Source organism: Clostridium rectalis (genome assembly GCF_900626095.1).
In the GTDB taxonomy this organism is placed as follows: Bacteria; Bacillota; Clostridia; order Clostridiales; family Clostridiaceae; genus Clostridium_AS; species Clostridium_AS rectalis.
Genome location: NZ_UYZZ01000009.1, coordinates 120,478 through 146,102, shown reverse-complemented (window position 1 = coordinate 146,102; position 25,625 = coordinate 120,478). Strand labels below are relative to the sequence as shown.

Sequence of the window (25,625 nt, the reverse complement as noted above, 5' to 3'; positions counted from 1 at the left end):
TAATTGACCAGCTAATCCTATTTTTAGATTTTCTGCAATATCACTTTTGAGTTCTTCTGGTATTTCTTTTTTGGTTTGCATTGTTGTTTCGATATAAGCCTCACAATAGTCCTTCAATTCTTCATCCAAACCAACTTCGGCTTCTTTGGCTATTCTATAGCAAAATCTATTATTAAACATTTTATCTCCTCCATTTTTTGTATTGTGCAACTAATCAGTTTTTAAATTATCAATATATTTATTATATTCTTCATTTGGAATAATCCCCATTTCATGCAAAATGTCTTTTGTACTCCATATACTACCTTCTTCCCTAAAATCACCAATAGATAAATCAAAACTATTATCCTCTTCATAAAACACTTTGCACCATTCAAATGCATCTTCAAGGGAATCTGCCATACCACCATAAAATACTCCATCTTTTATCTTACAATAAGAAACCTTTCTATCTCCATTTCTTAAAGTAAATGCTACACATTTATTAAATAATTCATGGTTCATAGGATAAAACTTATCACTTCTGTTATCATTATTAGTAATCATTTATCTTCTTCCTCCTTATTAATGAACAATAATTTCAAATTATTCATCATTTTTTTGATAAAACAAGTGTTTTAAATTATTTTATTATAAGCTCTCTTTTCCCGTTCTTATCATACTCACTAACAAAACCTTCTTTTTCAAGTAAATCCATTAACTTATTTGCCTTTACCAAACCTATTTTTAAATGTCTTCTTAACAAATCTATATTGATGTTTTCTGGATATTTTTTGAATATACTTATAGCTTGAATTTTTAAATTTTCCATATATAACACACCATCTTTTAAATTATTTTACAATTTCAAAATAACTTTCAAATAACGTATATTGTTCATTGTTATCATCTTTCAAACAAACATATTCTCCTGCACAACCTAATAATTTATATGTTTTTCCTACTGTAAATCCTTCGACTTCTTTAATACATTTTAATTTCATCTTTACCTCCCCTTAAACTATTTATCATATACTATTTTATAACAATCAAATGTAAATCCCTTCTCATTTATTTCCTTTAAATGACACTTCTTATTATCTAACAAACATATATTATTTTTATAATATTTACAGTAAGTTGCTTTATTATCTGATGATTTTATTTTTCTATTATTATTTAAATTTTCAATTTTATTTTTCTTAATTCTCTTTGATATTAAGTCTAATCTCCTCAACTTTATTTTAAAATACTTTAATCACTACCTATAATTAATAATATCATAACTAAAGCTTAATATGTAAATAACAATATTTAAATACTATTTCCTATCTATCAGTTTTAATAAAATTCAAATTTTAAATCATTTTTAAATTGTTTTGTATTACTATATTTATATATTACCACCATTTTCTTGTTTTGTCAAATTAAATTATTAAATTATTTTATATTAGTCAATGTTTATTTTGCCATTAAATCAGCTCTATGTAATATTAATAAATTATTATAAAATTCTTCACCAGTTAATCTAATAAATTTATTTTTAGATTTTTCTGTTTTAATAAAGAATGGTTGCATATGCCATTGAATATACTTAATTACTTTTAATATATCTTCATCACAAAGATTTAAATAAAATAAGCTTAAATATGCAGATACATTATGATGTGCATAATAATGTGCAATATCAGTTACTTCACCTTTGGTATTTTTAAATTCTTTAGTAAAAGCTTTACCTATGTCGTGAAGTAGTCCTGCAATACTTATCAATGATAATTCTACTAAATCCTTTGCACTTTCATCATTTTCTACATTGGCACTGCATTTTAAACAATGTTTTCCTATTGTTAAGGTATGATGAGGATTATCTTGATTTATTTTATCAAGTCCGTTTTCTCCATTAAATAATTCATTAATACTAAAATCTTCTTTATTAAAATTTTTAATTATATTAATTTTATTCCATCCTTCATAATATTGTGGAATAAATATATTTTTATACATTCTTTTTATTACATGCTCTGGAATTTCTCTTTCTCTTCGCTTATTTTGTTCTAAACATTTTTTATATGGAGTTGCTATTAAATAGCATTCTTTAAAACAATTAAATCTCTTTAATTCATCTAACAACGCTTTCCTTATTTTATGATTTATATTTGTAGCATCTATTATAATATTATTTGCCTGTTTTAAATTTTCTTTTACTCTTTTATATAATTCTTTAAATACTTCTGTATTATGGTTTTGGTCATTTTCATTATTGAATAATTCTTTTCTTAATTTATCTGAAGATAATATAACTGCATTTTCCTTTTTAGCTATTTTATCTGCATAATAAGATTTTCCACTAGCTGGTAATCCAACCATCATAATTAACTTATTCATTTTTATTCTCACTTTCTGATTCTTCCATATCTAATATATCACTTTCTTTAATAATTCCTTCTAATAATTTAAAAGTAAAATTCTTATGTTTATATGCAGTAAACTTTTCTTTATTGTCTATTCTTACAACTACACCTTCTCTAATATGAGTTTTACCTATTGGGTCTGATCCATCTACAAACTTTTCTACCCTATTCATTAAATCTTCGATATCTGTAAAAGTAAAACTATCTAATTGGGGACAATATTTAATGCCCATTTGTTCGCAACGTAATTTAACTAAATACCAAGGATATTCTACTATATCACCATCTTCATTTGTCATAGTCATTCTATATACATAAATATCATTTTTTCCAATATCACATCCATATGTAAACTTAGTAGTTTTGCCATATTGTTTTATAAATTCTTTATCTCTTATTTTCTTATTGTCACATTCAGGCATAATTGTTTGATTTTTATCTGTATATCCTACAACTTCATAATAAACTGTTTCACCTTTTCTCAATCTATTTGCGAATAAATCATGATATTGTTTTCTAAATTCATTACTACCATAAAAGCCTTTATCATAATCTTTTATTATAACTCTTCTTGTACCTGTGACATTATCCCAATTTCTTTTAGGGCTTATATTAACATTCATAAATTTTAACAATTTATATATTAAATGTGGTGTTTTTCTTTTCCTCTCTTTAATCGTATACGAACTACGTTGACTTGTACCATGCATCTTTAAAGTAATATAACACAAATCACCTTTTTTAAATTGATGTGTATTATATGCAAGTTGTGCTGTATCACTATGCTCTTTAAAAAGTGGATATGATTCAGAACTAATTTTCTTGTTTTTTTCTTTAGATACTCCTTGTATTCTTACTTTTCCTTTAGGAATGTATTTTTCACATATTAAAATACCATTTAATGTGGTTATCATATCCCCCTCTTTTAGCGTTGTAATATCACAAAATGATTCTAAACATTTTAATGGCATAAATAAACCATCTGACTTTTCTCCTCTAAGCTTTAAAGTGGATACATGACGTTTTTCAGGTTCTAAATATCCTCCTATTTGATTTCCATCTTCATCTTTCTCCCTTAATAAATTATTGATTTCACAAAATTCCATTCCTAATTTCCCATCAGTAGGAAAATATATACCTAATTCATTTTCTTTTACATCTAGTGAGATTATTACTGAATTTCCAAAGCATTCCCCTACGTTTAATCTATCTGCATTAATATGTTTTCTAATATTTTTTATTCTTGTTATGTACGCATTATAACTCATAAACAACGCCCCTCTTTTTGTTTTATTAAATTATTTTATATTAGTGAGCTATTATTTTTAGATTTTATCATCTTGTTTTAATTCTAATATAGCTCTTTTATACAAATCTATTTTTTCTCTAGTTTCTTTTTCTTGTTCTAATTCTTTTGTTCTAATATCTGCTTTTTTATTTTCTTCTATTGCAATTGTATCTGATTCTATTAACTCTTTTATTAAATTAATATCAACATTATATTTTACATGAATTTTACTTAAAAATTCTTCTCGATAACACATACAAATACAACTTTCTTCTTCATATTTTTCCACTATATCTTTGATTATTTTAGGCATATTTTTATATTTGTTTATCATGTATTCATTATAATTTATCATATATTTAATTTTATTTTCGTATCTTTCTTTTTGTTTTTCTTTAAACCATTTAAATATCTGTATCGCTCCTTTTTTAATTGTTTTATGTTACGATAAAACGAATATTTTATATGCTACAACTTATTTCCATAATATTCTTTGGTTGCATTTTGAACATCTAAATTCATTATCTTTTGGATAGTATCCTATTGAATTTCCACAAGTAGGACATTCGTTCCAGCTTGTTCTAATATTATCTGTTCTTTTCTTGTTTCTGCTAATAACAAAGCTTTACCATATCCTCCAAACATATCTATAAACATTAATTCATCATATCCATATTTCCCAAGTTCTTTTGCAGACGGAAAACGCCTTGAAGATATTTTAAAATCAATCATAGTATTTAATATTTCTTTCTTATTTTCCTGCATTAAATACACCTTCTTTCATCTTATATATAATTATAATATACATAAAATGAATTTATGAACTATTAATTGAAAATATGAAGTAAAATATCTTTTTTACATTATATAAAAGCTTAATTATTTTTTATACATACTTATAATTGGTTTAATATCTATATACTTTACATCTATATTTTGTGCATATCTATTTAATTCCTCACTAAAATTAATTACTTCGTAGAATATCTTATTAAACTCTTCCATATCTTTCTCTTCGTAGTAACCATAAATTATCTTAGGATTATTTGCTTTATTAAAATATAATTCTGACATTATTAATCTTATAATATGTTGGTCATTCTGGATAGACATCCCCATTATTAAAAATGTATTTATATATTTTTCATGTATTATTTCACCAATAATTTTTGAAGGATATTGTGTTTTTTTATTTACATAATCTTTACCTGCTAGTGTGTTTACCATGCTCTTTTGAATCTTGTTATAAAAGTAATCTCCAATTAAAATATCTGAAAAACTTATATAATTATTATTATATTTTAAACCTAGAACTTGATTTGCTACTACTTCCTCTTTATTTAATACAAATTTTCCATGTAAGTGATGAATTTGTTTATCTAAAATTAGTTCTAAAATTCTATCATAATTTAAAGTTAAAATTGCATTAAATTTATTTAAGGATGTTTGCAATTTATTTAAATGAATATTTTTACTATTTTCCAATTTGTTATAATTAATTGCCTTACCATTATCAAAAATAGCTATACAAAATAATAGTCTATAATATATATTAAAGCCATTAAATAATGTACTCTCTAATAGTTTTTCTTTAATGTCTTCACTATTTAGCAATGTAATTGTGCTTTTATCTCCAATATGCACCAATGTAATAAAAATATTATTATCAGGAAAGTCATATATGTCTTTATCCAAATTCAGCTTTTTAATTAAAAAATAAAAGTGTATAAGGATTGTCCAATATTCTATATTTACACATTGCACTCCCCTTTTGCCTGAATCACAAATTTGTTTAACTAAATCTAATTGTCCAATACCAAATGTTGTAGTTACTAATTGTTTGCTATTTTCTAAAGCTTCAATTAGTTTGTTATTTTCTATAATAGATTGAGCAAATATTAAAGCATCTTTAAAAATTTTTAATATTTCATCTTCTTTGCTATATTTAATATATTGTAATACCTCATTATAATTAGTCATATTCTTTTTTCTAAATCTACTATTAAATTTTGTTTTAAATACTCCATTTCTAATCAAAATCTTATGTGCTTCATACAAGCGATTAAAAATTGTACCAAAACTTCTATCAAAATTTATACTTAAACCATTTCCATATAAAAATGCACAGGAATTATTATTGATTATACTTTCTAATGTATTAAATTTTATCTTTTCCATTCAACTTCTATCCTTCTCTTTCTCTTAATATTTTCTCTTTAAATTTTATAGTATAAAAATATTTTATTATTACATCAAACTTAAGCTCTTTATTTATAATTCTATATCTCCTGATTCTAATCTTTCTATTATTTTCTCTATAACTTATGAGGGATACATCTCAGATAAAATTTTTGCATAAGCTTTACATGCACTTCTTTCCACTTCTTCTCTTTCTATATCTTCTGGGATTTTAATAGTTACTTTTTTAATTTCTGCACCTCTTACCATGAATTTTGCTACCTCTCTTCTAACTCTTTTATAATTTCTTCTATATCCTCCGTAGGAAGTTTTTTAACTAAGGCTCTGGCTAATATGCCCATAGCTCTATCTTGCAGTTCTTCCATTACTTTAGGGTCTTCTGGATAGTTCACTATAATTTTTTTTATTTTAGCCATAAAGAAACTCTCCTATATTCATAATTAAACTATTTTTCTAATTTAACTTTATCTTTCATTTTTAAATCATACCATGAATTTACATCCAAATCTACGTATAGCCTTTCATAATTTATTTGATATTTATTAGATTATTTTATATTGCTTTAAAAGTATTATTTTATAGTAAATATTTCCTATAATCTTATAGTATCATTTTATTACTAATTTGTCAAATTGTTTTATATTAACTAACAAGAAAATAAATGCTTATCTTTCGTTTATTGTAATTGCTTATCTTATTTGAACTTTATTTGCATACTTCTTTTTATCTTCATCTAACACATGAACATATATTTGAGTAGTAGATAAATTACTATGACCTAAAAATTCCTGAACATATCTCAAATCTTTTGTTTGTTTTAAATTTATTGTTGCTGATGTATGCCTTAAAGTATGGGCTGTTACATGTTTATTTATTTTGGCTTTCTTAGAATAGCCTTTAATTACGTTATTAACCTGTTCTTTAGTAATATTAAACATCTTACCACTCTTTATATCTTCAAAACAAAAGTAACTTCTTATGGCTTCTCTGGTAGTATTATTTAGATACATAAATCTTATCTTACTACCTTTACCTATTACTCTTATTTTTTCATTGTTTATATCTTCTACTTTTAAATTTAATAATTCACTTACTCTAAGTCCATGGTTAAGCATGATAATTATCATACAATAATTTCTCTTACTGTTAATACTTCCATCTTGTATTGCATTTAATAATTTACTACATTCTTCTAAGGTTAAATATACAGGTTCTCTTCTTTTTATATCTGGAGTTTCTAATTCCTTTGTTGGATTCTCTTTAATTAAATTTGCTTTGGTTTCTAAATAATTAAAGAATGATTTTAAACTAGCTATTTTTCTACCTCTTGATTTTTCGCTATTATGTCTTTCATTCTGTAAAAAATACATAAAATTATATAAATCCTGTAATATAATAGATTTAATATGATTATCTGTAATATCTGATATATCTACACTCGAAAACTTTATATCTTTAGATACTAAACCTTTATCTATCTTATAAAATCTAAAAAACATTCTTAAATCTACTTCATATCCATCTATTGTATTTTGACTTTTATTTTTTATGACTTTTAAATAATTTAAGAAGTCTTCTACTCTTTTAGGTAATTCATTCATTTAAAAACAACCCCTTGTAATTTTTATTAAATTATTTTATATTTATATAATAACATATATTAGAAAAAATTACAAGGGTTATTACAAAATTTCCTTGTAATAATATGGACAAAAGTAACTTTTTATATTAATTACTTTTTTAGTTCGCATCTTGCTCAGCATAATTCCAATAAAAATTACTAATTATAGTGCCATTAGGACTATTTTCTTTAACCTTACCAGAACTACCATAGTTGTCCAATACCTCAAATTCTTCATCGCAAAATATTATAATAGCTCCTGTTTTAAAATATCTTTCTTCAAGCATTTTTAGTACCACCTTTTAAAGCTTTATATTAACATATGTCGCCACTAACTCATGACTGAAGTCACGAGAGTGCGTGGCGATTCTTCAATACATCTTTGATGAATTTTTTCTCTTTGTTCAATTTGCTCTTTAACTTTAAAATTAATAAAATAATCTTCATTTATATCATATATTTCTACTAATACAGTACCTTTTAAATAACAATATTTATATAACTTTCCTTCAACTTTGTAGAAATTATTTATATCTAAATTCAGTTTATTAATAGTTTTAATAAACTTATTAATCTCTCCATCACTTTTATATATCGTTATTGGTGTTAGGTTTGTTACATTTGAATGTTCCATTTTATAAATATTACTTGTAAAGCTCATTATTACTCCTTTATTTGCCACTTTTATTTTTTCTAATTTCCACCTCATGTTTATGTCTCACAGATTTTGCAATACTATCAAAATCACTATAAACCATTTCCAAATTTATCCCCAAGCAATCTAATTCACTTAATATCTTTTCATAATTATTAATTTTAATTGTTACATCAGGTAGTATATTTTGATAATTTAAATAATGGTATCCATAGCAATCTTCTTTATAATACATATAACCTTGATATATAAACAATCCTTTTTGATTGGATATTCTATCAAATAAATTGGGTGGCTGATATATAAAATATATATCTAAGTTTATATAACATCTGTCTTTGTAAAATTTAAATATTTTCAAAAGATTTATAAATAATGCTAAATATATTTTAGCCCCTACAATAATAAAATCTTCTTTTGAATAATCTTCATCCCCAAAAATCATATAATCCTCAAACTCATAAAATTTAGAGGAAATTATATCTTCATCATGTAAATTTTTCTTCAAAAAATAATACATATCTATTAATTTCTTTTTGCTATTTTTTAATAATTTTCTTAATTCTAAAAATTTATTATCGCTATCACTATCTAATAGTCCTTTAATTCCATTAAGATTTACATTATTGTATTCATAATTTCCCACCAAATTTAAAACCCAAGATTCAACCTCGTCTGAATTATTATAAAAAGTATTAAGTATTCTTTTGTAAATTTCATTTTGAATATCCAAATCTTTTGTTAATACTTCAAAAAAATTACCCCCCTTAATTTCAATAACGATGTCACTAATATCAACAAGCCTGTTTTTATTTATTAAATATACTTCAGCAGTGTTACTAAAATATTTCTTTGAAATATTATTACATAAATTGTATATTAATGTATCTTGTAGAGATTTATCATTCTTCAAATCTTCTATTTGCTGTTTACTTGGATTATTAAGTAAATCACTTAAATAATAAGGTTGTTCACCCTTTCCATAACAAGCAAAAAATAGAGATATTAACGGAGAATGTGTAAAATCCACTAAATTAGTTGGTAATTGATGATGCTGACAAAAAGAAGTAAAATGCTTTTTTTCATCTTCAGATATACGACTAATGATTTTATCATAATAGTCTTTTTGAATACTATTGAAATCATAAAAAGTATCAGAATCCCATCCTCCTTTATAAGGTCTAAATCCACTAGCTTCTATTCCATAATATGGTTCATTTTGCCCCCTAAATATATAAGACTCGAAATTATTATCACGAATTACATCGAGATATTCTGAGATTGTACTCACTTCATATTCTTTCATGTTCTCCCCCCCAGTTTAAAATAAAATCGTGAATTTATATTAATTCTATTTCCTTTCTTACTTTTAAAATAATTTTCACTTCTTACATTTTTTCAGCTTTATCAATAAATTCACTTGCATTATTTACAATATTAAACGGAGCATATTCTTCCCAAGTTTCCAAATCACTGATGGTAACTACTTGTTTTGAAGTATTTTTTAGTCTTGCAGTAAGAAATTTTGATAATCCTGCCACTTCTTTGCCATTATTTAATTCAAGTGCTAAAGACCCTTTTTTATTAAAATCTTTTACTATTAAATAGCACATATTCTAAACACCTCTCAAAATCTTTTTTATCATTTATTTTATCTGAATCATACATTTTTCTTAATTTTACTCCAATATCATTATCTTTATACTTATATACATATGTGTGTAGCCAAATATTGAATTTAAAATCCTTATTGGTAAAAAATTGTATTTCTATTGGATAATGATAATTGCTTCTTCTATAATAAATGTGATATCCTCTATATCCATCATCATTAGATTTTCCTTTTGTCATATCTACACACCTTACTAGCTCTGAATCAAGATTAATATTGTTATAACTATCTACTATAACTCTTATTCCTAGTATATCATTAAAACAACCATAAACTTCTTTGCTAGGATAGTATTTATCATATTTTAATAATATTGATTGTAAAGATTTAATTCTATAATTATAATTTTGTAATAAATCTACATTATCATTTAGAAAATCTATATAGTTTTCTAAATCATTTATTAATTCATTTTTCTTAAATTTTCTTAAAGTATTTTTTAGACTTTTACCTAAAGTAGTTTTAAAACTTAATTTATCTAATATCATTAATAATTCATCGTTATTGATAAGTTTTCACCTTCTTCTATCATTTTAATTTCTCTCATTATCTCTCTAAGCATTTATTATATAAAAAATCACAAATACTATCAGCCTTTTGTGTATTATAGAATTCAACCATTAATGTATTGAATTCCAGCTTATTTTTTGCTTTTATATTCAAAACCCCTTGACCATTAGATAGTAAAATCCCATTTGCTAGTAGCCTGCCTGTTCTTTTATTACCATCATAATAGAATTGATTTAAAGCTACAAATAAGAATATCTCAAAAGCTAACTCAGTTTTACTTTTACATCTATCTATAATTTCAGGTAGCTCATTTAAAAATACAGAATTTAAGTCTTCTGCTTGTGGAGGAATATAATCAGTTCCACCTATTCTTACTTGACCATCTCTAAATTTTCCACTTACTAATGCTTCATTAATTGCTACTTTATTATTTATATTATTAAATATTTCTTGGCTAAGTTGAAATTCATCCTTTTGAACCAATTCAAATAAATACTCCCAACTATTTTTTAAGTCATAAATTTGTTGTTCATCTGACACTCTATGACCACCTACAGTTATTCCATCTAATAATGTCTGAACTTCAGGATATGTGAAAGGGTTTCCCTCTAAACTTCCCATATTAAAAATAACATCTGGAAGTGTTTTTTTAGCTATAAATATGAGTTTTTTAATATCTATAGGTGGAATTATATCTAAATATTGTTTTGTTCTTGTAAATAGCATTATATCACCTCTTTATTTTAAAACAACTTTTTATTTGCTAATCTATAATAAACTAATCATCTTGTAATTCTTTTTTTGTTTGTAAATAATTTTCATTTAGTAAATCTTTTATTACATTATTGCAAAAATAGTTATATAAATCTAAGTTTTTTTCTTGGTTGATTTTCATTTTATCTATTGATTCTTGAAACATATTATATACATGTTTTATATTATCATCACTTATTGTTTTATTTCCATTAGTTTGTTTAACTTTTCCAATTATTTCTTTTTCATTGTATTTCATATTTTCCAACATATTTTTATTCTCAATTATTTTCTCATTTACATTTAATGGATTTCCTACACATAGCAAACCATTTGCAACAACGCTTACAAAAGCATTAATTGCAACTAATTCTGAAGTTGTTTTAGCTATTTCTATACATTTAGATTTTACTTGAGTGAATAATTTATCTTTATCATTAAATAACGTTTTATTTATTCCTTTTATATAAAAACTCCCTGCTATCCCCATAATTTCATATAGCTTTTCTTCTTCAAGACTATCTAACGATTGGAATAATTTATAAATTGAATTATATGGATATTCTTTTATATATTTTACATGATATGGATTCATATAACTTACAATTGCATCCTTAATTGTTTTCTCGCATACTGTATTATTTTTCATGGTTTTCCTCCTTTTTATTATACAAAGTATATAAACTTTTCCATTTATTTTAATTACTTTTTTTAACAGGGATATCAAATACCATTATAGTTAACAATATTTCTCTATTGTTGTCATTGGGTTGAGTAAAAATATATCTAAAACATGTTTCTTGCTGAATATTAATTTCTTTTTTATAACTAGGGTGTTTTTGTGCTAAATCAGGTATTTTTTTTATTATATTACTTAAATTTTTATTTCTATTGAATATAAGTATAGCTCCTTTTGTATCTCTCCAACACATATAACTTAAAATTTGATCTATAGTATCTGTAAACACCTTGTCGCCTTTCCAAAATTTACATTCACCTATAAATACGTTTTTCCCATTTTCTCTCATTAATATATCTGTTTTGCCATTTGCATTAAAAGTTTCTCCTGTTGCATTACCTTCATAAATACCATTTAATTGAACTAAAAAATGCTGTCTCAAGGATTCTTCATCCATCTTACTAAAAGCTTCAGGACACCTTTCCATAACTATGCTCATATTATTTAACGTATTAAGAATATCTTCATATGTTGACATATCAATACTTGGTTCGGGAACAAAAGTTTTCTCTTTTATTATAGGTTTTTCTATTTCTACATTTTTTTTAGTTGTTGGAACTACATAAGTTTTTGCATATTCAGTATTTTTTCTTAATGGGATTCCTAATGATGCAACTAAATTTAAATCTTTTAACAACTTATCTTTTCTTTTAAAAAACAATTGTTTTAAATAATTTTTTAAATTATCATTAAAAGGTAATATGCTTTCATTTTGCCAATCTATATATTGTTTTATCAATTTAATGTTTTTATCTAAATCACTCTTAATTTGTTCACTTGTTAAATTTGTATTCTCAAAAGTGAGTAATAAATCAGTATCTTTTACAACTCCACAAGGAATTATAGTTGAAAATGTGGATGGTTTTAAATAAAATAATTCTCTATCTCCTTCGTAAGGTATTCCAATTGTAATTGAATTTCCTTTTATATAAAAAGGTCTAGTTCTATCAGAAATCGCCCTATCCCATTCATGGGATATATCTACATCTATTTCTTTTTGTTCAATAATACTAATTTCTTCTTCATGTAAAACTAAAGGATTGATTATATATTTATTATATAAATATTCAATATAATCATCTTGATTAACATTTAAGATATAATCAGATTTTTGATTTTCTATATTTTTCTTTATATTTTGTTTATGGCATTCAATTGTATTATATAAGTCTCCTTTGCTATAAAACAAATAATCTCTCATACATTCATCCCCCATTTTTAATATAAATTTCTGATTTTATTAACAACCTATAGTATTTTTACTCTTTATTAAGTTGTTTACAGTAAAGTTCAATCCATTCATTGGTAGTTATATCATCAGCTACTCTATAATTTTCTGGAATTCCTCTTTCTCTTAAAGCAAATACATCTATTTCTATTACATCCCCCTGTATTCAAATTAATTAGTTTTACCAATTATAAATCCTCCCTATTAGATTTCAATTTTTTCAGCATCTTTGATATGCTAACACTCAATTACTGCTACTCTTCTATCAATTATAAACTTCCTTACATCTTCCTCTGACTCAAACCATCCAAAGTCTTCTTCACCACAATCAATATATGTTAATAAATAGCTCTGTTTATCCATTTAAGCACCTTCTTCTTAATACTCTTCTATTATTCCATGTCCTCCATCTATGACACTTATTGCTTCTTCATAGCTTTCGCATTCATAATTATCCCAATTTTCTAATCCTTGGTCATCATCAAATAGAATTACATTTTCTATGACAAAATTATCCTCTAAAGAGCTTATAATATTGTCTCTATCTTGTCTATGTTTAACTATAAATTTCTCTTTGTGTTTTTCTTCTATAAAATTTATAAAATCATACTTATCTATTTTATTACGTTCTACTAACCATTTTCCATCTTCTTTTTCATACTCTTCATTATATCCTTCTAATATTCTACATATCCAAAATATATGTGTATCTTCACATATAAATAAGTCTTTACAGTAATCTTTTGTATAAGAAAACACTTTCTTTTGTTCTAATAATTTATTTAATTTATTTGTAACTTTATAATATTTTGCAAATTCCATTATTAACGCACTCCTTCCTCTACTTCTAGTTTTCCTCTTGAAACATTGTTAATTTTATATATAACTTCTTCATTGTTTTCATTTATATATCGAAAATAACCTTTTCTAAGAGATTTATCATAATATCTTTCTTTTGCTTGAATAAGCATAAATTCTTGTAAATCTTCTACCTTATCAAACCAGAATGTATCTTCTATATCTTTGAATTTTACTGAACAACAACCATTTTCATATATCATTAACGATTCTATGTTCTTTTTAAGTCTGCTGTCTATCATTACTTTTAAATTTGATTTGTTCATATTTGTCTCCTTTAAATTTTATTTTTTAATTCTTCTAAATCAATATTTAATAACTTCCCTACCCTCAATAACTCTTCTGCTAAAAAGTTATCATTTTTCAATTTGTATAAAAATGTAGTATAGGGTATATCTACTTTTTCAGCTACCCATTTAATATCGTGTCTTTGATCTTTTATTGTTTCCATTATAACTTGTGCTATATTCATTTCATATTTCACCCTCCTTGTCTTATTTATCCATTTTATTGTATCATACAAACACAGGTTTTTATAGTCGCAACTACAAATTTTTGTACTCATGGATAAAAATAAAAACCTTTTATATACCAACACATTTTACAACAAATTATTTTACATTGTACTGCTAATAATTCATCTCCTTCTTCCTATATTTTTATTATATTGTTTTTATTATCTTTTGTCAATGTTTTTATTAAATTATTTTACATTAGTATAAAATTTCTCATTTATAGCATCATGATATATAAAATACTACGGGTGATTAATTGGTGTATATAAAACTCAAATCTGTAAAATAATGATTTCTATTTATTATCTTCATATTGTTAATCCTTTTTATAAAATTCATGAACCGACTATAGTATTAATTAAAAAATAATAAGTACAATACTTTATTCGTATAACCATGAACTTTATATATTATTCTGTATAAAGTTCATGGTTATACTATAGTGTTATTCAAAATTATAATAGTTCATATAAATACTATAGTAATGATTTTATTTTGCCTTGCATTTCTTCTAAAGCTACTCCTTCTGATTCTTCTAATGTAGCCTTTATCACTTCTATACTTACGCTATTTAATATATTTTGTATAATAACATTATCTATCTTTAATTCATTTAAAGCCATTAATATTTCCATAATAGTATTATATTTTTTAGGTTTATCTTTGCTTTCAACAACATCCAACGCTAGTTCATCGCTTGCTGTATCTTCAAAAATAAATTCAACCCCTTTAGTATTTTCATGCACCCTAACTAAAAACCCTATTTCTATAAGTTTATTATAAGCATCCCTTATTCTTTTCCTACGATATTTTTCTGGTTTTTTATCAGTTAGTGGAATTTTTTGATATAGTGTTTCCCATTTTAAAAATACTTTACTTCTATTTGCTCTCCACTTACTTAGTAATAAATAAATTTTTTTAGCTATTCCCATCTTTAACAACCTATAGCTCTCATAATTAAAGATTTTAAAATAAGAATTACACAAGCTTTCATATATGAAGTCATCTATTTTTACACTCGTGTAATCTTTAATTTTTCTATAGTTAAGACGTTTTTGATTTTTATCTTTATTACTATATCGATAACTTTTGTAGTGTGTGACTATTCTTATAGACTCTTTTTTTTCTGGTGTTAAATAAGTATTAGTTTTTACATCTAGGAATGTTCCTCCTGCCTTATTATATATGGTTGTATCATTCAGTATTTCAAGTGCTATATCTAATTTATCAAAGACATTCTTCCCTAAACTTTTATATCCCATTTCTCTAGCCAACTCACTAAGAGAAAAATTAATTGTTTTATTCATATTCCATTTTTTATTTTCTATATCAAATTCAATGCATTTATTTTGCTTTATATGCAATCTAAATAAAGCAGTTAATACATCAAAACAATATTCGTCTGGAACACCCCACTTACTCCCTCTTACTTCTATTGTTTTTTCTACACCTTTACTATCAACCCAAACATACTCAACAGCTGTTAATGGTTCTTTTTCTTTATAATAACTTATAAAAGGAATTTCTATTAGATTCCCTTCTAGTATACTTTCGTCAACTGGAATCTTTAAAACTTTTACTTTTTGTGAAGGTTTCATTCCTTTATATGTTTGCTCCTGTTTTTTAGGTTTTTTAGGTTGTCTATATTCAATGTCATCTTTAAACCCTAATATATTATTGACTTTATCTACAATAGCTAACTGTTCGATTTCCTTCATACTTCTCTCTCCTCATATAACATCTCATGTATCCACTTGAAAATACTATAGTATTTTTTATTACATTGGATTTTTACTTGTAACGAATGTAATTCAATACCCTGCTTAGCTTCGTTAAATTTTACAGATACATTTATATTATTTTCTTGCTTTTCTTCTTGTTTGCTGTTATATTTTCCTCTTTTGAGTTTTGTTGTGGTTCTTTTTCTGTTATAGTAGTATCTTCTTTTTTATATGTATTTTTCTTTTGTGCTTTAACTCTTACCCATTTTTCAACTTCTTGAACTTCTTCGACTTCTTTTAATTCAAATATTTTTATTTTTCCTTCTTCAAGTGATTTTGACATTCTATATTCAAAATCATAATATCTTTTAGGATTTTTTAAATCTTTATATCCTCTTGAAGCACTTCTAACTATTTCATATATAAAAGCCTTTCTAGTGTCTTTTATACCCTTCCATGTTCCTGTTTTCATATATTCTGTTGTTATTTTCCAATAGTGCCCATGATATGGTAAAGTTATATAATCACCTACTTTAAAAGTATCTCTTTTAACTTCAATCATTTTCCATACTTTTTTAGTTACCTTTTTTATAACTCTTTCCATTTTTTCGTTTTGTTGTTGTTCTTGTGCTTCTTTTTCTGTTTCTTCTGTACCGTCTCCTATTCCATTCATACTGTTTACTACTCTTTCCCATCTTAGTACTAATTTTTTAAAATCATTAATTATTTTTTTTGTTTCTTCTGGTAATTCTCTTTTTTTACCATTCCATTTATTATAACCATCTTTAAATTGCATTGTATTAATATCAAATACCCATGAATTTGGAAGATCTCTGTATTTTGTTATGCCAATTCCTTTATCATAAACACTACTATCTTTTTCAATATGCCATTTACAGCGACCAGGGTTTGACATATGGGCAGTAGTATAACCTATTATTTCAACTTCTGGAGCATTTGATTTATTATTTTTAATTTTTTCTATTAACATTTTAGCGTTTGTTTCTTCTCCTTCTGTTGCTCCTCTTTCTTGTGTTAATGCTTCAAGTTTTTCGATTTTATTTAAATCAGATTGACTTAAACATGAACCATAGTTATATTTTTCAATTGGCATACTTTTTGCAGAATATGGAGTATCTACACATAAAACAAAACCATTCTTTTTTGCTATTCCTCCCCAATTTGCAGGGCTATAATAGTCTGTCATCATGTCGCTTTCATCCTCTTTATAGTCTAATATCTCCCAACCTCTATTTCTTAATTCATTAGCTATATTTACTTTTGCTTCTCTCATATCATAATAATTTGACATTTAAAAACAACTCCTTATTAATTGATTTTTAAGTTTTAATATCAATTATCAAAATTTTTCTGTTATATGGTTTTATTTTGATAACTCATATTAAAACTTAAAGTTAGGCTATAGGCTGTTATATATCTATAGCCTAAATTGATTATTGAGTAACTAGAAAATTAGTTTGATTTTTATTTACTCTATATTTATATAAATCTTTGCAATAGTTTTCAATTTCGTTCCATAATCTATCAACCATATTATTTTCATATCCATAATCAATAGACACTAATCTGAAACTCCCAAGCCTAAAGGCATGGGGTTCTTAGGTACTAAATAATTTCTATATTATCTCGAAAGTATAATATCACTAATTATTTTCCGTAATTTCTACAAGCCACTACCCTAAAGGGTAGTTGGCAGTTGACAGACCTTTATAAAGTTCACTATATATAATATGATAACATTATGAATGCAATCTTCCAAGAAAATAAACTTACTTTATAGTGACCTTGAATAGTAAGAGAAAATATAAAATATTCACTTACATATATGTTATCCACATACTTATCAACAGTTACAATTGTTAATTTAACAAAGCTACATAGAATTATTAACATTATCAACAGTATTGTTATACACAATAACATTTAACTATAGTAGAACCATGAACCTTATCAAGTATTCTCATGAACTAACTATAGTACAACCATGCTCTTACTATAGTTAGTTCATGAACCTTATCGAGTATTCTTATGAACTTAAAATGTGCATAAACCTTTTAACACCAACACTTATAAATTCCAATAAGAACTTTATAAGAACTTTATAAGAATATATTATAAGAAATAGATATAAGAAGAAAAAACTCTAATCTTCCCTATTCCTTTCTTTTAATCTTTTTTTTATTAATTTTTATATAATACATAAATTTTTAAGTCGTTTTAAGACATTTATTATTAATGCTTGGACAGTTTAATAATAATATACAAACTCTAATTATTACATAAGTATTAATATTTCTTTGATTGAATTGTTTTTATTTACATTTCCAACAAATAATTATCAATTCCAATTTTCAATGATTATTTGTTTTGTAGTAGTATGTATAATGATATTAGTTACATCTTTTTCAATTTTTTTTATTTCTTTTGTGTCTATTATGTATTTCTCCATTTCTCTAAATTCATTTAAACCTTCTATTGTTATATTCTTATCAAAATTATATCTGACATTACTTAAAACCTTTTCGTTTCCTTCTATTTCGGAAATAGTTATACCATATCCTTTGTTTTCATTTAAATAATCTATAATTTCTATTTTCATTAATAATACCTCCATTTTTCTTTTAAAGTTATAAAATTTTCAATACTGCGAACAAATGTTCGATTATGATATATTTTAATTATACCACAACCTAAATATTGGAACAATCAATTTTTTATACTTTTTAAATATATTTGTTATTATACAATTTATTTACAACGATAAGTTTAATAATACTATAACTGAAATTAAATAATATAATGAAGAATGTTTTAAAATTATTTTGAATAGGAGTATAAAAAAATATAAACTTGTCGAATTTTATATAATAATACTTTTTCCAATTAACCCAATAAAATATAGGGTTAATTGGAAAAAGTCAATTTTAAATTATGATAAATCTATTATATCTAATTTGAATTTATTGTATAAAATATCATATATATCATAAAGACGATATCCTGTTTGGATACCTAATTTTTCGTTTTGCTCAATATATCGAGCAAAATCTATCTTTCTTAACTTATTCCCACTATATTTATTTTCTGTAAGTTTTACCATTCTGTTGATAATGCCTGAATGATAGAGACTTTGAACAGTTACATGCTGAGAATTAACATTTAAAAAATGCTTAAATATCTTAAGTACTCTAGATTGAATTGTCTGCCCATAAACTTTTTGACCACTGTAATTATTTATCCTAGCGTTTAACTGAGCAGTAGGAGCTATTAAATAAGGAGAATCAACTATTTTTGTCATGTCGTGACATCCCATTCCCTTACCATTCTTGAAATAATAAGTATCTGATAATAATGATCTTTCTATTGCATCTGAAAGAAATTCATTGCATTTTATTTCTATTGTTTCTAGTGTATCTTGCTTTACATATTCTAATATTTTAGTTTCTTTATTATATTGTTCTTTTTTAATATTAATTAAGTCTTGATTATTAGTTCCTTTTATTCCTTCAAAAATTAAAAGAGATATAACAATATCTTGAGGGTTTACTAAATCTTGTACAGCTTCATATAACATACTTTCTGTTATATATTTTAAATACTTTAGCCTTTTATTTACTAGTCCTTGTAAATAAGATTTTTGAGATATAGTATTTAGTAAACCAATATCTTTTTGAATGCCATAATGCTCTGTGCAAAATTTTAAATAGTCTAAAATTCTATTCTTATAAACCATCGCTGAACTTTCAGAACTAAAAGTCATGTTTTCTAATAGCCTGGAAATTTCATCTACAGTGTAATATTCTATATTTCTATTTTTGTCTATTGTTTCTTCAAAGGTACGAATTTTATACATCTGATTTTCATAATTATCTATAGTCACATTCTGTAAGTCTTGTTCGTTCTTTAAAAAATCAATATATTCTTTTTTTCTAGAATCTAATTCTCTATAATATAATTTATTAAGACTAGTAAACTCTCTTGTTCTACCTATCATTATCCTTTTCACCACTTTCGACTTCTAAAAGATTATCTAAATAATCTTCTAGTTTTTTTATATTTTTTTTACTAATTTCATCTTTGTGCAAGTGCATATCTTCTAATATTCCACCTTTTCTATAGTCTATTTTCTTTAATACATTAATTAATCGTTCTCTCCAATTAATATCATTGAATAATTTAGAAGCTAAATATAAATATCCTCTGAACATATGCATATTTAACTCATAACCATTTTCTCTTGATAATTTAATATCTCTTAAATGGTTTTTATGATAGCTTAATATATATTTAAAGAATTCTTTCAAAAAAATCTTAACTTTATCTTCTCTTATAATATCCAATTCATCTAATTTAAAATATTTTAACCCATCTGCAAATATATATAAAGGTGTAAGTTTATCTAATCTTTTAACATCCTTTAAATCTTTACCAAGCCTATTTGCAAGTGGATTACCAGATAGTCCACCACCTCTGTTCATATAGTAAGCCATTTTGTTCTCTATAGTCATTTCCATAGATTTCGTTAAAGATTCGTCAAGAGGGTTCTTTTTACTTTCTTGAAAGATATATTGTCTAGCCAAATATGGATCTAAATTCATGATTTGAATACCCATATTTAGAATAAAATCTTTACCTTTTCTACGACACATATTTCTAGCTAAACTTCCACCAGTAGTTCTATGGTTTCCATCTACTAAATTTAAACTTGTATTTTTATTTATCTTTATAACAATATCATATAAATTATCTTCTTTTTCAATTACGTGAAAATCTTCACTTCCATTGGCAGGAACATTTATAGCTATATAAGTCGGTATATACGTATCCTCAAACATGCTTTTAGATATCTCATTCACTGATTTTGGAAATACTTTTGCCTTTTCAACATAAGTTCCTCTCCACTCATATTTCTCCGTCTCTCTCTGGCAATCTATATTGTAATATAGAATACCCTTCTCTCTTAAATCTAAAATATAGTTAAAGTCACCAACTGTGCTATACACACCTTCTTTCATAAAACTAACATTTTTAAAAATGACTGTTTTATAATCCTTTTCTTCTTCTATGGGTAATATTGAGTTTTTATATTTTCTTATTTCATCCTCTGTGAAATACAATTGAGGGTTTAGCTCTTTTTGTAATTGTTGTTGTAGTTCGTTTAATTTAGAAAGAAAATCTTCGTCTAATAACATTTTGTAAAATGTTTCTGTTATTAAATATAATTCCCTCTCATTAAGCATATCAATTTGTATATCTTGATTATACAAATTATTTATAATATCTTCATCTACTTTATTTTCCAATTGTTTAATTACAAATCCCTTTTTCATTAAAAATTGTTTTAGGCTTAAACAGCCTGTTAGTTCCTTTACTAATTTGTTATATTTATCTTCTAACATTTAAAATCCTCCCTTAAAAGTATATAATACATTATATCATTTATATACAACAATTTGCAATGAAAACATTGTTATATATCCCTTAAAGTTAGCAAATTATAGAAAAATATAGAATTTAATAACTTATTATTTAAAATTTTAGATAATAAGCTTATTTTTATCATGCTCTGCAATATGTCTTATTGCAGAAAAATAAGAATAGAAAATACCTTGTTTGTGAAACTTACCTTTTGAATTAGTATTTTTTTTATTATAATGATGTAATACAAACAAATTATTTTTAAAAGGTTCTATAAACCATTCATCGAATAAAGATATAACTATTATAGTGTCGTTAATTTTCTGTATTGTTAAATTATAATTTTTAGCATACTCTTCGAGTTGAAACAGAGATACCCTTTTTCTTTCTTCTGTTTCTAATTTTTTATCTTTCATTTAAAACAACTCCTTGTTTAGTATAAATTTATTTTACAACTAATATTTAAAAATAGCAATAAAAATTCAAACTTTCCTGTATGCTATTTTTAAATATTTTATTGTAATTGGCTTCTATTTCTTTAAATCTTGAATTGTTACTTAATTTATTAATCAAATATAATAGTAACATTTTTTCTTTATGTTTTTTGTTGTTTAATATACTTAAAATTTTTTCGTATTGTTTAATTGATTTAGAAATAGAACCCTTATCTTCATGGATTTTACCCAATAAAAATAACGAAGATAGGTATTTATAATTATAACAATCTTTTTCATCTTCCTCTACAAACTCAAGACTCTTATTACATAATAATAATGAGTCTTTATAATTGCCATTTCTTTTTTCTATGTTTGATTTATAAAAATAATAAAACCAAATTAAACTATTTCGTTCATACCCATCTAATAGCATATCTTGTAATATACATACTAGTAGGTTTTTTAGAATTAAATTACACTTTGCATAATTACACTTATTATATAAGTTCCGTATATTAATTTTTAAAAACGTGTAATCCATAAAAGACATATCCCCCTCTTTAGTTATTTAAGCTGCTGTTTTATTCAAGTAATTGTTAATTTCTTTTATTTTTGAAATATAATACTTTGAATAATCTATATTATACTCTGTACAATAATCTTTAAAATTATTTATCTGTAAATTTAAAGAATTTAATAAATCTATTTTTTGGTATTTTTGACTTATAATATAAGATTCCAATTCTTTTATAGCTTCAGCCATTCTTTTTATTCTTTTTACATCTGGTTTGTTAATATTTAATATATTTGATGGTCTGGAGTTACTATCTAAAGCTAACTGTATTATAAGTTTGGAATCTACTTGTTCCATAATTTCTCCTGAAGCTCTTCCTATGTAGCCAATTATTTGCTTTGTACTAATTAGAGTAACCTGTTCTGTTAAAATAAGAGAATCATATTTTAAATTATTAAACATATCTTTCTTTATAAAGATATGAGTTATCATTCTTTTTTTGTTCAACTTGGATGTAAGTGGAACAACATGTATGGCTGGACTATATTTGTTACACAAGTTGTTTGCAACAACAATACAAGGTCTTATTCCTCCTTGTACGCCTGTTAACCTTTCTCCAAAATTTACTTCTATAACATATCCTCTTTTTATCATTTATTATTCTTCCTTTCCATTTTATTTATTTTCAACCCCATTTATTTTTTAAAATTATTTTTAATTTGTTTATTAACTATAGTATATTATACTATAAGTATAATGTCAATACTTTTTATAATTAATTTTAAATTATTTTATATTAATCTTAAATTATACTATATGTTGTGGTTTGGTGTTTTAAAATGTATATATATTGTGGTCAAAATAAGATAAAAGAAGGAATTTATACAAATTGCCTATAGAAATATAGTGTAATTAACTAAGTATTCTATAGGCAATTTAACTAATTGAAATTAATAATCTAATAAACTCTCAAAATCATTCTCAATATTGTTTTCAATAATACTTCTTTCTAATAATGAAATAATACTATCTTCATCATTATTACAAGAAAATCCTAATTCTATTTTTATATTTCCCCATCTATTAAATTCTATAAAAGTATCTTTATTATATATGTTCTTTTGTAAATATGCCTCTAATATACTCTCAATCTCTTTTTTACAATAGTCTTTGTAATTTTCTTTATTCTCTTCGAATTTAGATTCAAAAATACGACCAACTAAATTCATAGAAAAACCTTCAAAACTATTAATATTTGCATATTCACTTTCACTATCATTCCAATAACTATGATTTCCATTACAAATTTTATAGTCTATATAGCATGTTTTAAAAAAACACTCTTTGTTTTTTATCATTTCATCTATAGTGAATTTATTTTTAATCTTATATATTTTATCAATTTTCTTAAAAAAATTATAAAAATTCCCTTGCTCATCGTATTTCTCTAATACTTTGCATTCACTATATTGTTTATATATGTATTTATTGTTTTTATAAAAATCTATCAAATATTTGAATCTACTATCTATATATTCTTTACTAAATTTATTTATAAATTCAGTGTTTTTATTACCAATATATAATATATTAAACAATGAATCTTTAAATTCTTCATTTAATTCTTTCGCAAAATCACTAATAGTTTTTGTTTTATCTATTAAATAAATATTTATAGTTTCCTTATCAGAATCCCCGTCTGCGACCAAACTTTCCACTAATACCATTAAACTTTCATCACTTATCATTTTATCAATCCCCCATTTATTTTAAAGTGTTTATTATGCATTAAATTATTTTAAGTTATAATAAAAACCCTCATTTATTAAAATATATAGTATAACAACCACACTTATGATTTTATGGCTGTTATACTTATTCTACAGTCATATAAACTCTGCATTATCTACTTCTTTTAATAATTCTTTTATTTGCATTTTTAATTGTTCTCTTCCTATTTTATTAAAAATTTCTGTAATCTTTTCTGATGGATTCTTAGCATAGAATATTTCCTTTTGTTTATCCTCTGAAATATATCCGTACAAATCATCACTTATTAAGCTTTCTACTGTTCCATGATAAATAGATAATTCATTTCTCCCTGAATTTCTTACTGACATATCTGCACCATCAAACATTTCAGATAATTTATCAACAATATTTAAAATTCTATAATCTGATGTTAAAGTATTTTTTATAACATCTTCATTTTTAGCTAGAAATATAAATTCAGGCTCACAAGCTTCTTCTCCATAAACATATTTTATCAAACCTTTATTAATTAATTGTTCTATTTCGTCTGTTATATCATCTACGTCAATATAGATAAACTTAATTTCACCTTTATTTATTTGTTGAATATTTTCCATTTTACATCTTCCTTTCATTTTAATTATAATTTCTATTTCCAAAATTTACAACAGAATTCATTATCAACATTATAATTTATTTTTACATTTATTAATTTAGGTATTACAAAACTACTTATTAAATCATCCATAATCTCTGTAGAATTAATTAAAAATTCTTCATAACTATCTATACCTCTATAGTTATTAATTTTCTTTTTAGATTTTTTTATGTATTCTAATTCATTTAAGTTTTCTAATATTATATTTGCTAAATTATATATCTTATCATCATTTTCTCTTATATGTTCTGCAAGAACACCTGATTCGGTTAATGCTACAAAGTTATCTTCTATAACATTTTGATTGAAACTTCCTCTAAAATCTTTATTATAACATTTTCCGTTATTATAAAATCTACAATTAAAACATTTATTTTCCATTATTAAACCTCCTATAAAGGAATACTAGCCTAAGCTAGTACCCTTTATTCTATTTTAATTTCCTTAATCCTGTATTCATTGCCTTTTGAATTAGTCCATAGCCAACCTCTGTCTTTATTTTGTATTGGATTGCCATATCTGCCTTCTATGAAATTTATAGCTTTATCTACTGTGAAAAATCCTGTTGTACTTACCGAATTATTGTATATTACTATATACGCATAAGTCATTTTTAACATCTCCTTTTATATATCCTCTTGATTACAATTTAATTTTATCAAATTGTTTTATGATT

General features: G+C 24.2%; 39 protein-coding genes. All 39 read right to left on the bottom strand.

What is annotated here, in order from left to right:
- On the bottom strand, positions 1-210 hold a 210-nt coding region (locus EJL03_RS13720; protein WP_243108723.1), incomplete at its 3' end, for a hypothetical protein.
- The gene (locus EJL03_RS13715; RefSeq protein WP_125154542.1) at positions 211-546 is read right to left on the bottom strand and encodes a hypothetical protein; all 336 of its coding nucleotides are present in this window, start codon (positions 544-546) and stop codon (positions 211-213) included.
- A gap of 76 nt (positions 547-622) precedes the next feature.
- Positions 623-811 (bottom strand): DNA translocase FtsK, encoded by a 189-nt coding sequence (locus tag EJL03_RS13710; protein ID WP_125154541.1) that lies wholly within the window; start codon positions 809-811, stop codon positions 623-625.
- 22 nt (positions 812-833) lie between these two features.
- Positions 834-983: a hypothetical protein gene (locus EJL03_RS16200; protein WP_164509103.1), complete on the bottom strand. Its 150-nt coding sequence runs from the start codon at positions 981-983 to the stop codon at positions 834-836.
- A gap of 17 nt (positions 984-1,000) precedes the next feature.
- Positions 1,001-1,216 (bottom strand): hypothetical protein, encoded by a 216-nt coding sequence (locus EJL03_RS13705; RefSeq protein ID WP_125154540.1) that lies wholly within the window; start codon positions 1,214-1,216, stop codon positions 1,001-1,003.
- Between the two features lie 224 nt (positions 1,217-1,440).
- Complete coding sequence (locus tag EJL03_RS13700) at positions 1,441-2,364, bottom strand: AAA family ATPase (RefSeq protein WP_125154539.1); 924 nt, start codon at positions 2,362-2,364, stop codon at positions 1,441-1,443.
- Complete coding sequence (locus EJL03_RS13695) at positions 2,357-3,658, bottom strand: RNA ligase family protein (RefSeq protein WP_125154538.1); 1,302 nt, start codon at positions 3,656-3,658, stop codon at positions 2,357-2,359. The genes EJL03_RS13700 and EJL03_RS13695 overlap by 8 nt, the downstream gene beginning before the upstream one ends.
- Before the next feature lie 57 nt (positions 3,659-3,715).
- Entirely contained in the window at positions 3,716-4,033 is a 318-nt protein-coding gene (locus tag EJL03_RS13690) for a hypothetical protein (protein WP_125154537.1), read from the bottom strand.
- Positions 4,034-4,153: 120 nt separating this feature from the next.
- A complete protein-coding gene (locus tag EJL03_RS16845) occupies positions 4,154-4,264 on the bottom strand; it encodes a hypothetical protein (protein ID WP_423243353.1) in 111 nt (36 codons plus the stop codon).
- Complete coding sequence (locus tag EJL03_RS16475; protein WP_243108722.1) at positions 4,219-4,443, bottom strand: hypothetical protein; 225 nt, start codon at positions 4,441-4,443, stop codon at positions 4,219-4,221. Before EJL03_RS16475 ends, EJL03_RS16845 begins: the two co-directional genes overlap by 46 nt.
- A 114-nt stretch (positions 4,444-4,557) precedes the next feature.
- Complete coding sequence (locus EJL03_RS13680) at positions 4,558-5,856, bottom strand: hypothetical protein (RefSeq protein WP_125154536.1); 1,299 nt, start codon at positions 5,854-5,856, stop codon at positions 4,558-4,560.
- 144 nt (positions 5,857-6,000) lie between these two features.
- The gene (locus EJL03_RS16650) at positions 6,001-6,126 is read right to left on the bottom strand and encodes a hypothetical protein (protein ID WP_279222086.1); all 126 of its coding nucleotides are present in this window, start codon (positions 6,124-6,126) and stop codon (positions 6,001-6,003) included.
- An 8-nt stretch (positions 6,127-6,134) separates the two neighbouring features.
- Entirely contained in the window at positions 6,135-6,293 is a 159-nt protein-coding gene (locus EJL03_RS16195) for a hypothetical protein (RefSeq protein WP_164509102.1), read from the bottom strand.
- Between the two features lie 273 nt (positions 6,294-6,566).
- Complete coding sequence (locus tag EJL03_RS13675; protein WP_125154535.1) at positions 6,567-7,478, bottom strand: tyrosine-type recombinase/integrase; 912 nt, start codon at positions 7,476-7,478, stop codon at positions 6,567-6,569.
- 139 nt (positions 7,479-7,617) lie between these two features.
- Positions 7,618-7,785 carry a hypothetical protein gene (locus EJL03_RS16190; RefSeq protein ID WP_164509101.1) on the bottom strand — a complete coding sequence of 56 codons (168 nt, stop codon included), beginning with the start codon at positions 7,783-7,785 and terminating at the stop codon, positions 7,618-7,620.
- Positions 7,786-7,829: 44 nt separating this feature from the next.
- The gene (locus tag EJL03_RS13670; RefSeq protein WP_164509100.1) at positions 7,830-8,207 is read right to left on the bottom strand and encodes a hypothetical protein; all 378 of its coding nucleotides are present in this window, start codon (positions 8,205-8,207) and stop codon (positions 7,830-7,832) included.
- Positions 8,170-9,459 carry an FRG domain-containing protein gene (locus tag EJL03_RS13665; RefSeq protein ID WP_125154533.1) on the bottom strand — a complete coding sequence of 430 codons (1,290 nt, stop codon included), beginning with the start codon at positions 9,457-9,459 and terminating at the stop codon, positions 8,170-8,172. Before EJL03_RS13665 ends, EJL03_RS13670 begins: the two co-directional genes overlap by 38 nt.
- Before the next feature lie 82 nt (positions 9,460-9,541).
- Positions 9,542-9,766, bottom strand: coding sequence for a DUF6718 family protein (locus EJL03_RS13660; RefSeq protein WP_125154532.1), 225 nt, complete (start codon positions 9,764-9,766; stop codon positions 9,542-9,544).
- The gene (locus tag EJL03_RS13655) at positions 9,738-10,313 is read right to left on the bottom strand and encodes a nucleotidyltransferase family protein (RefSeq protein WP_125154531.1); all 576 of its coding nucleotides are present in this window, start codon (positions 10,311-10,313) and stop codon (positions 9,738-9,740) included. Before EJL03_RS13655 ends, EJL03_RS13660 begins: the two co-directional genes overlap by 29 nt.
- A 58-nt stretch (positions 10,314-10,371) precedes the next feature.
- On the bottom strand, positions 10,372-11,061 hold the full coding sequence (locus EJL03_RS13650) for a Fic family protein (RefSeq protein ID WP_125154530.1): 690 nt from the start codon (positions 11,059-11,061) through the stop codon (positions 10,372-10,374).
- Between the two features lie 52 nt (positions 11,062-11,113).
- Positions 11,114-11,737 carry a hypothetical protein gene (locus tag EJL03_RS13645; protein WP_125154529.1) on the bottom strand — a complete coding sequence of 208 codons (624 nt, stop codon included), beginning with the start codon at positions 11,735-11,737 and terminating at the stop codon, positions 11,114-11,116.
- 49 nt (positions 11,738-11,786) lie between these two features.
- Positions 11,787-13,028, bottom strand: coding sequence for a hypothetical protein (locus tag EJL03_RS13640; protein WP_125154528.1), 1,242 nt, complete (start codon positions 13,026-13,028; stop codon positions 11,787-11,789).
- Between the two features lie 264 nt (positions 13,029-13,292).
- On the bottom strand, positions 13,293-13,418 hold the full coding sequence (locus EJL03_RS16645) for a hypothetical protein (RefSeq protein ID WP_279222085.1): 126 nt from the start codon (positions 13,416-13,418) through the stop codon (positions 13,293-13,295).
- A 15-nt stretch (positions 13,419-13,433) separates the two neighbouring features.
- The gene (locus EJL03_RS13635; protein ID WP_125154527.1) at positions 13,434-13,877 is read right to left on the bottom strand and encodes a hypothetical protein; all 444 of its coding nucleotides are present in this window, start codon (positions 13,875-13,877) and stop codon (positions 13,434-13,436) included.
- A 2-nt stretch (positions 13,878-13,879) separates the two neighbouring features.
- The gene (locus tag EJL03_RS13630) at positions 13,880-14,179 is read right to left on the bottom strand and encodes a hypothetical protein (RefSeq protein ID WP_125154526.1); all 300 of its coding nucleotides are present in this window, start codon (positions 14,177-14,179) and stop codon (positions 13,880-13,882) included.
- Between the two features lie 11 nt (positions 14,180-14,190).
- Entirely contained in the window at positions 14,191-14,385 is a 195-nt protein-coding gene (locus EJL03_RS13625) for a hypothetical protein (RefSeq protein ID WP_125154525.1), read from the bottom strand.
- Between the two features lie 519 nt (positions 14,386-14,904).
- Complete coding sequence (locus EJL03_RS13620; RefSeq protein WP_125154524.1) at positions 14,905-16,146, bottom strand: hypothetical protein; 1,242 nt, start codon at positions 16,144-16,146, stop codon at positions 14,905-14,907.
- A gap of 133 nt (positions 16,147-16,279) precedes the next feature.
- Positions 16,280-17,461 carry a hypothetical protein gene (locus EJL03_RS13615; protein ID WP_125154523.1) on the bottom strand — a complete coding sequence of 394 codons (1,182 nt, stop codon included), beginning with the start codon at positions 17,459-17,461 and terminating at the stop codon, positions 16,280-16,282.
- A 142-nt stretch (positions 17,462-17,603) separates the two neighbouring features.
- Entirely contained in the window at positions 17,604-17,732 is a 129-nt protein-coding gene (locus tag EJL03_RS16640) for a hypothetical protein (RefSeq protein ID WP_279222084.1), read from the bottom strand.
- A 776-nt stretch (positions 17,733-18,508) separates the two neighbouring features.
- The gene (locus EJL03_RS13610) at positions 18,509-18,769 is read right to left on the bottom strand and encodes a hypothetical protein (protein WP_125154522.1); all 261 of its coding nucleotides are present in this window, start codon (positions 18,767-18,769) and stop codon (positions 18,509-18,511) included.
- Positions 18,770-19,099: 330 nt separating this feature from the next.
- Positions 19,100-20,164, bottom strand: a complete 1,065-nt coding sequence (locus tag EJL03_RS13605) for a hypothetical protein (RefSeq protein ID WP_125154521.1) — start codon at positions 20,162-20,164, stop codon at positions 19,100-19,102.
- Complete coding sequence (locus tag EJL03_RS13600; protein ID WP_125154520.1) at positions 20,154-21,569, bottom strand: hypothetical protein; 1,416 nt, start codon at positions 21,567-21,569, stop codon at positions 20,154-20,156. The genes EJL03_RS13605 and EJL03_RS13600 overlap by 11 nt, the downstream gene beginning before the upstream one ends.
- A 138-nt stretch (positions 21,570-21,707) precedes the next feature.
- Positions 21,708-22,004 carry a hypothetical protein gene (locus tag EJL03_RS13595; RefSeq protein WP_125154519.1) on the bottom strand — a complete coding sequence of 99 codons (297 nt, stop codon included), beginning with the start codon at positions 22,002-22,004 and terminating at the stop codon, positions 21,708-21,710.
- A 46-nt stretch (positions 22,005-22,050) separates the two neighbouring features.
- Positions 22,051-22,566: a hypothetical protein gene (locus EJL03_RS13590; protein ID WP_125154518.1), complete on the bottom strand. Its 516-nt coding sequence runs from the start codon at positions 22,564-22,566 to the stop codon at positions 22,051-22,053.
- Between the two features lie 27 nt (positions 22,567-22,593).
- Positions 22,594-23,193 carry a type II toxin-antitoxin system PemK/MazF family toxin gene (locus tag EJL03_RS13585; protein WP_125154517.1) on the bottom strand — a complete coding sequence of 200 codons (600 nt, stop codon included), beginning with the start codon at positions 23,191-23,193 and terminating at the stop codon, positions 22,594-22,596.
- A 296-nt stretch (positions 23,194-23,489) separates the two neighbouring features.
- Positions 23,490-24,287: a hypothetical protein gene (locus EJL03_RS13580; RefSeq protein ID WP_125154516.1), complete on the bottom strand. Its 798-nt coding sequence runs from the start codon at positions 24,285-24,287 to the stop codon at positions 23,490-23,492.
- 138 nt (positions 24,288-24,425) lie between these two features.
- The gene (locus EJL03_RS13575) at positions 24,426-24,926 is read right to left on the bottom strand and encodes a hypothetical protein (RefSeq protein ID WP_125154515.1); all 501 of its coding nucleotides are present in this window, start codon (positions 24,924-24,926) and stop codon (positions 24,426-24,428) included.
- Between the two features lie 14 nt (positions 24,927-24,940).
- Positions 24,941-25,330: a hypothetical protein gene (locus EJL03_RS13570; protein ID WP_125154514.1), complete on the bottom strand. Its 390-nt coding sequence runs from the start codon at positions 25,328-25,330 to the stop codon at positions 24,941-24,943.
- 44 nt (positions 25,331-25,374) lie between these two features.
- Complete coding sequence (locus EJL03_RS13565; protein ID WP_125154513.1) at positions 25,375-25,560, bottom strand: hypothetical protein; 186 nt, start codon at positions 25,558-25,560, stop codon at positions 25,375-25,377.
- Between the last annotated feature and the right edge of the window lie 65 nt (positions 25,561-25,625).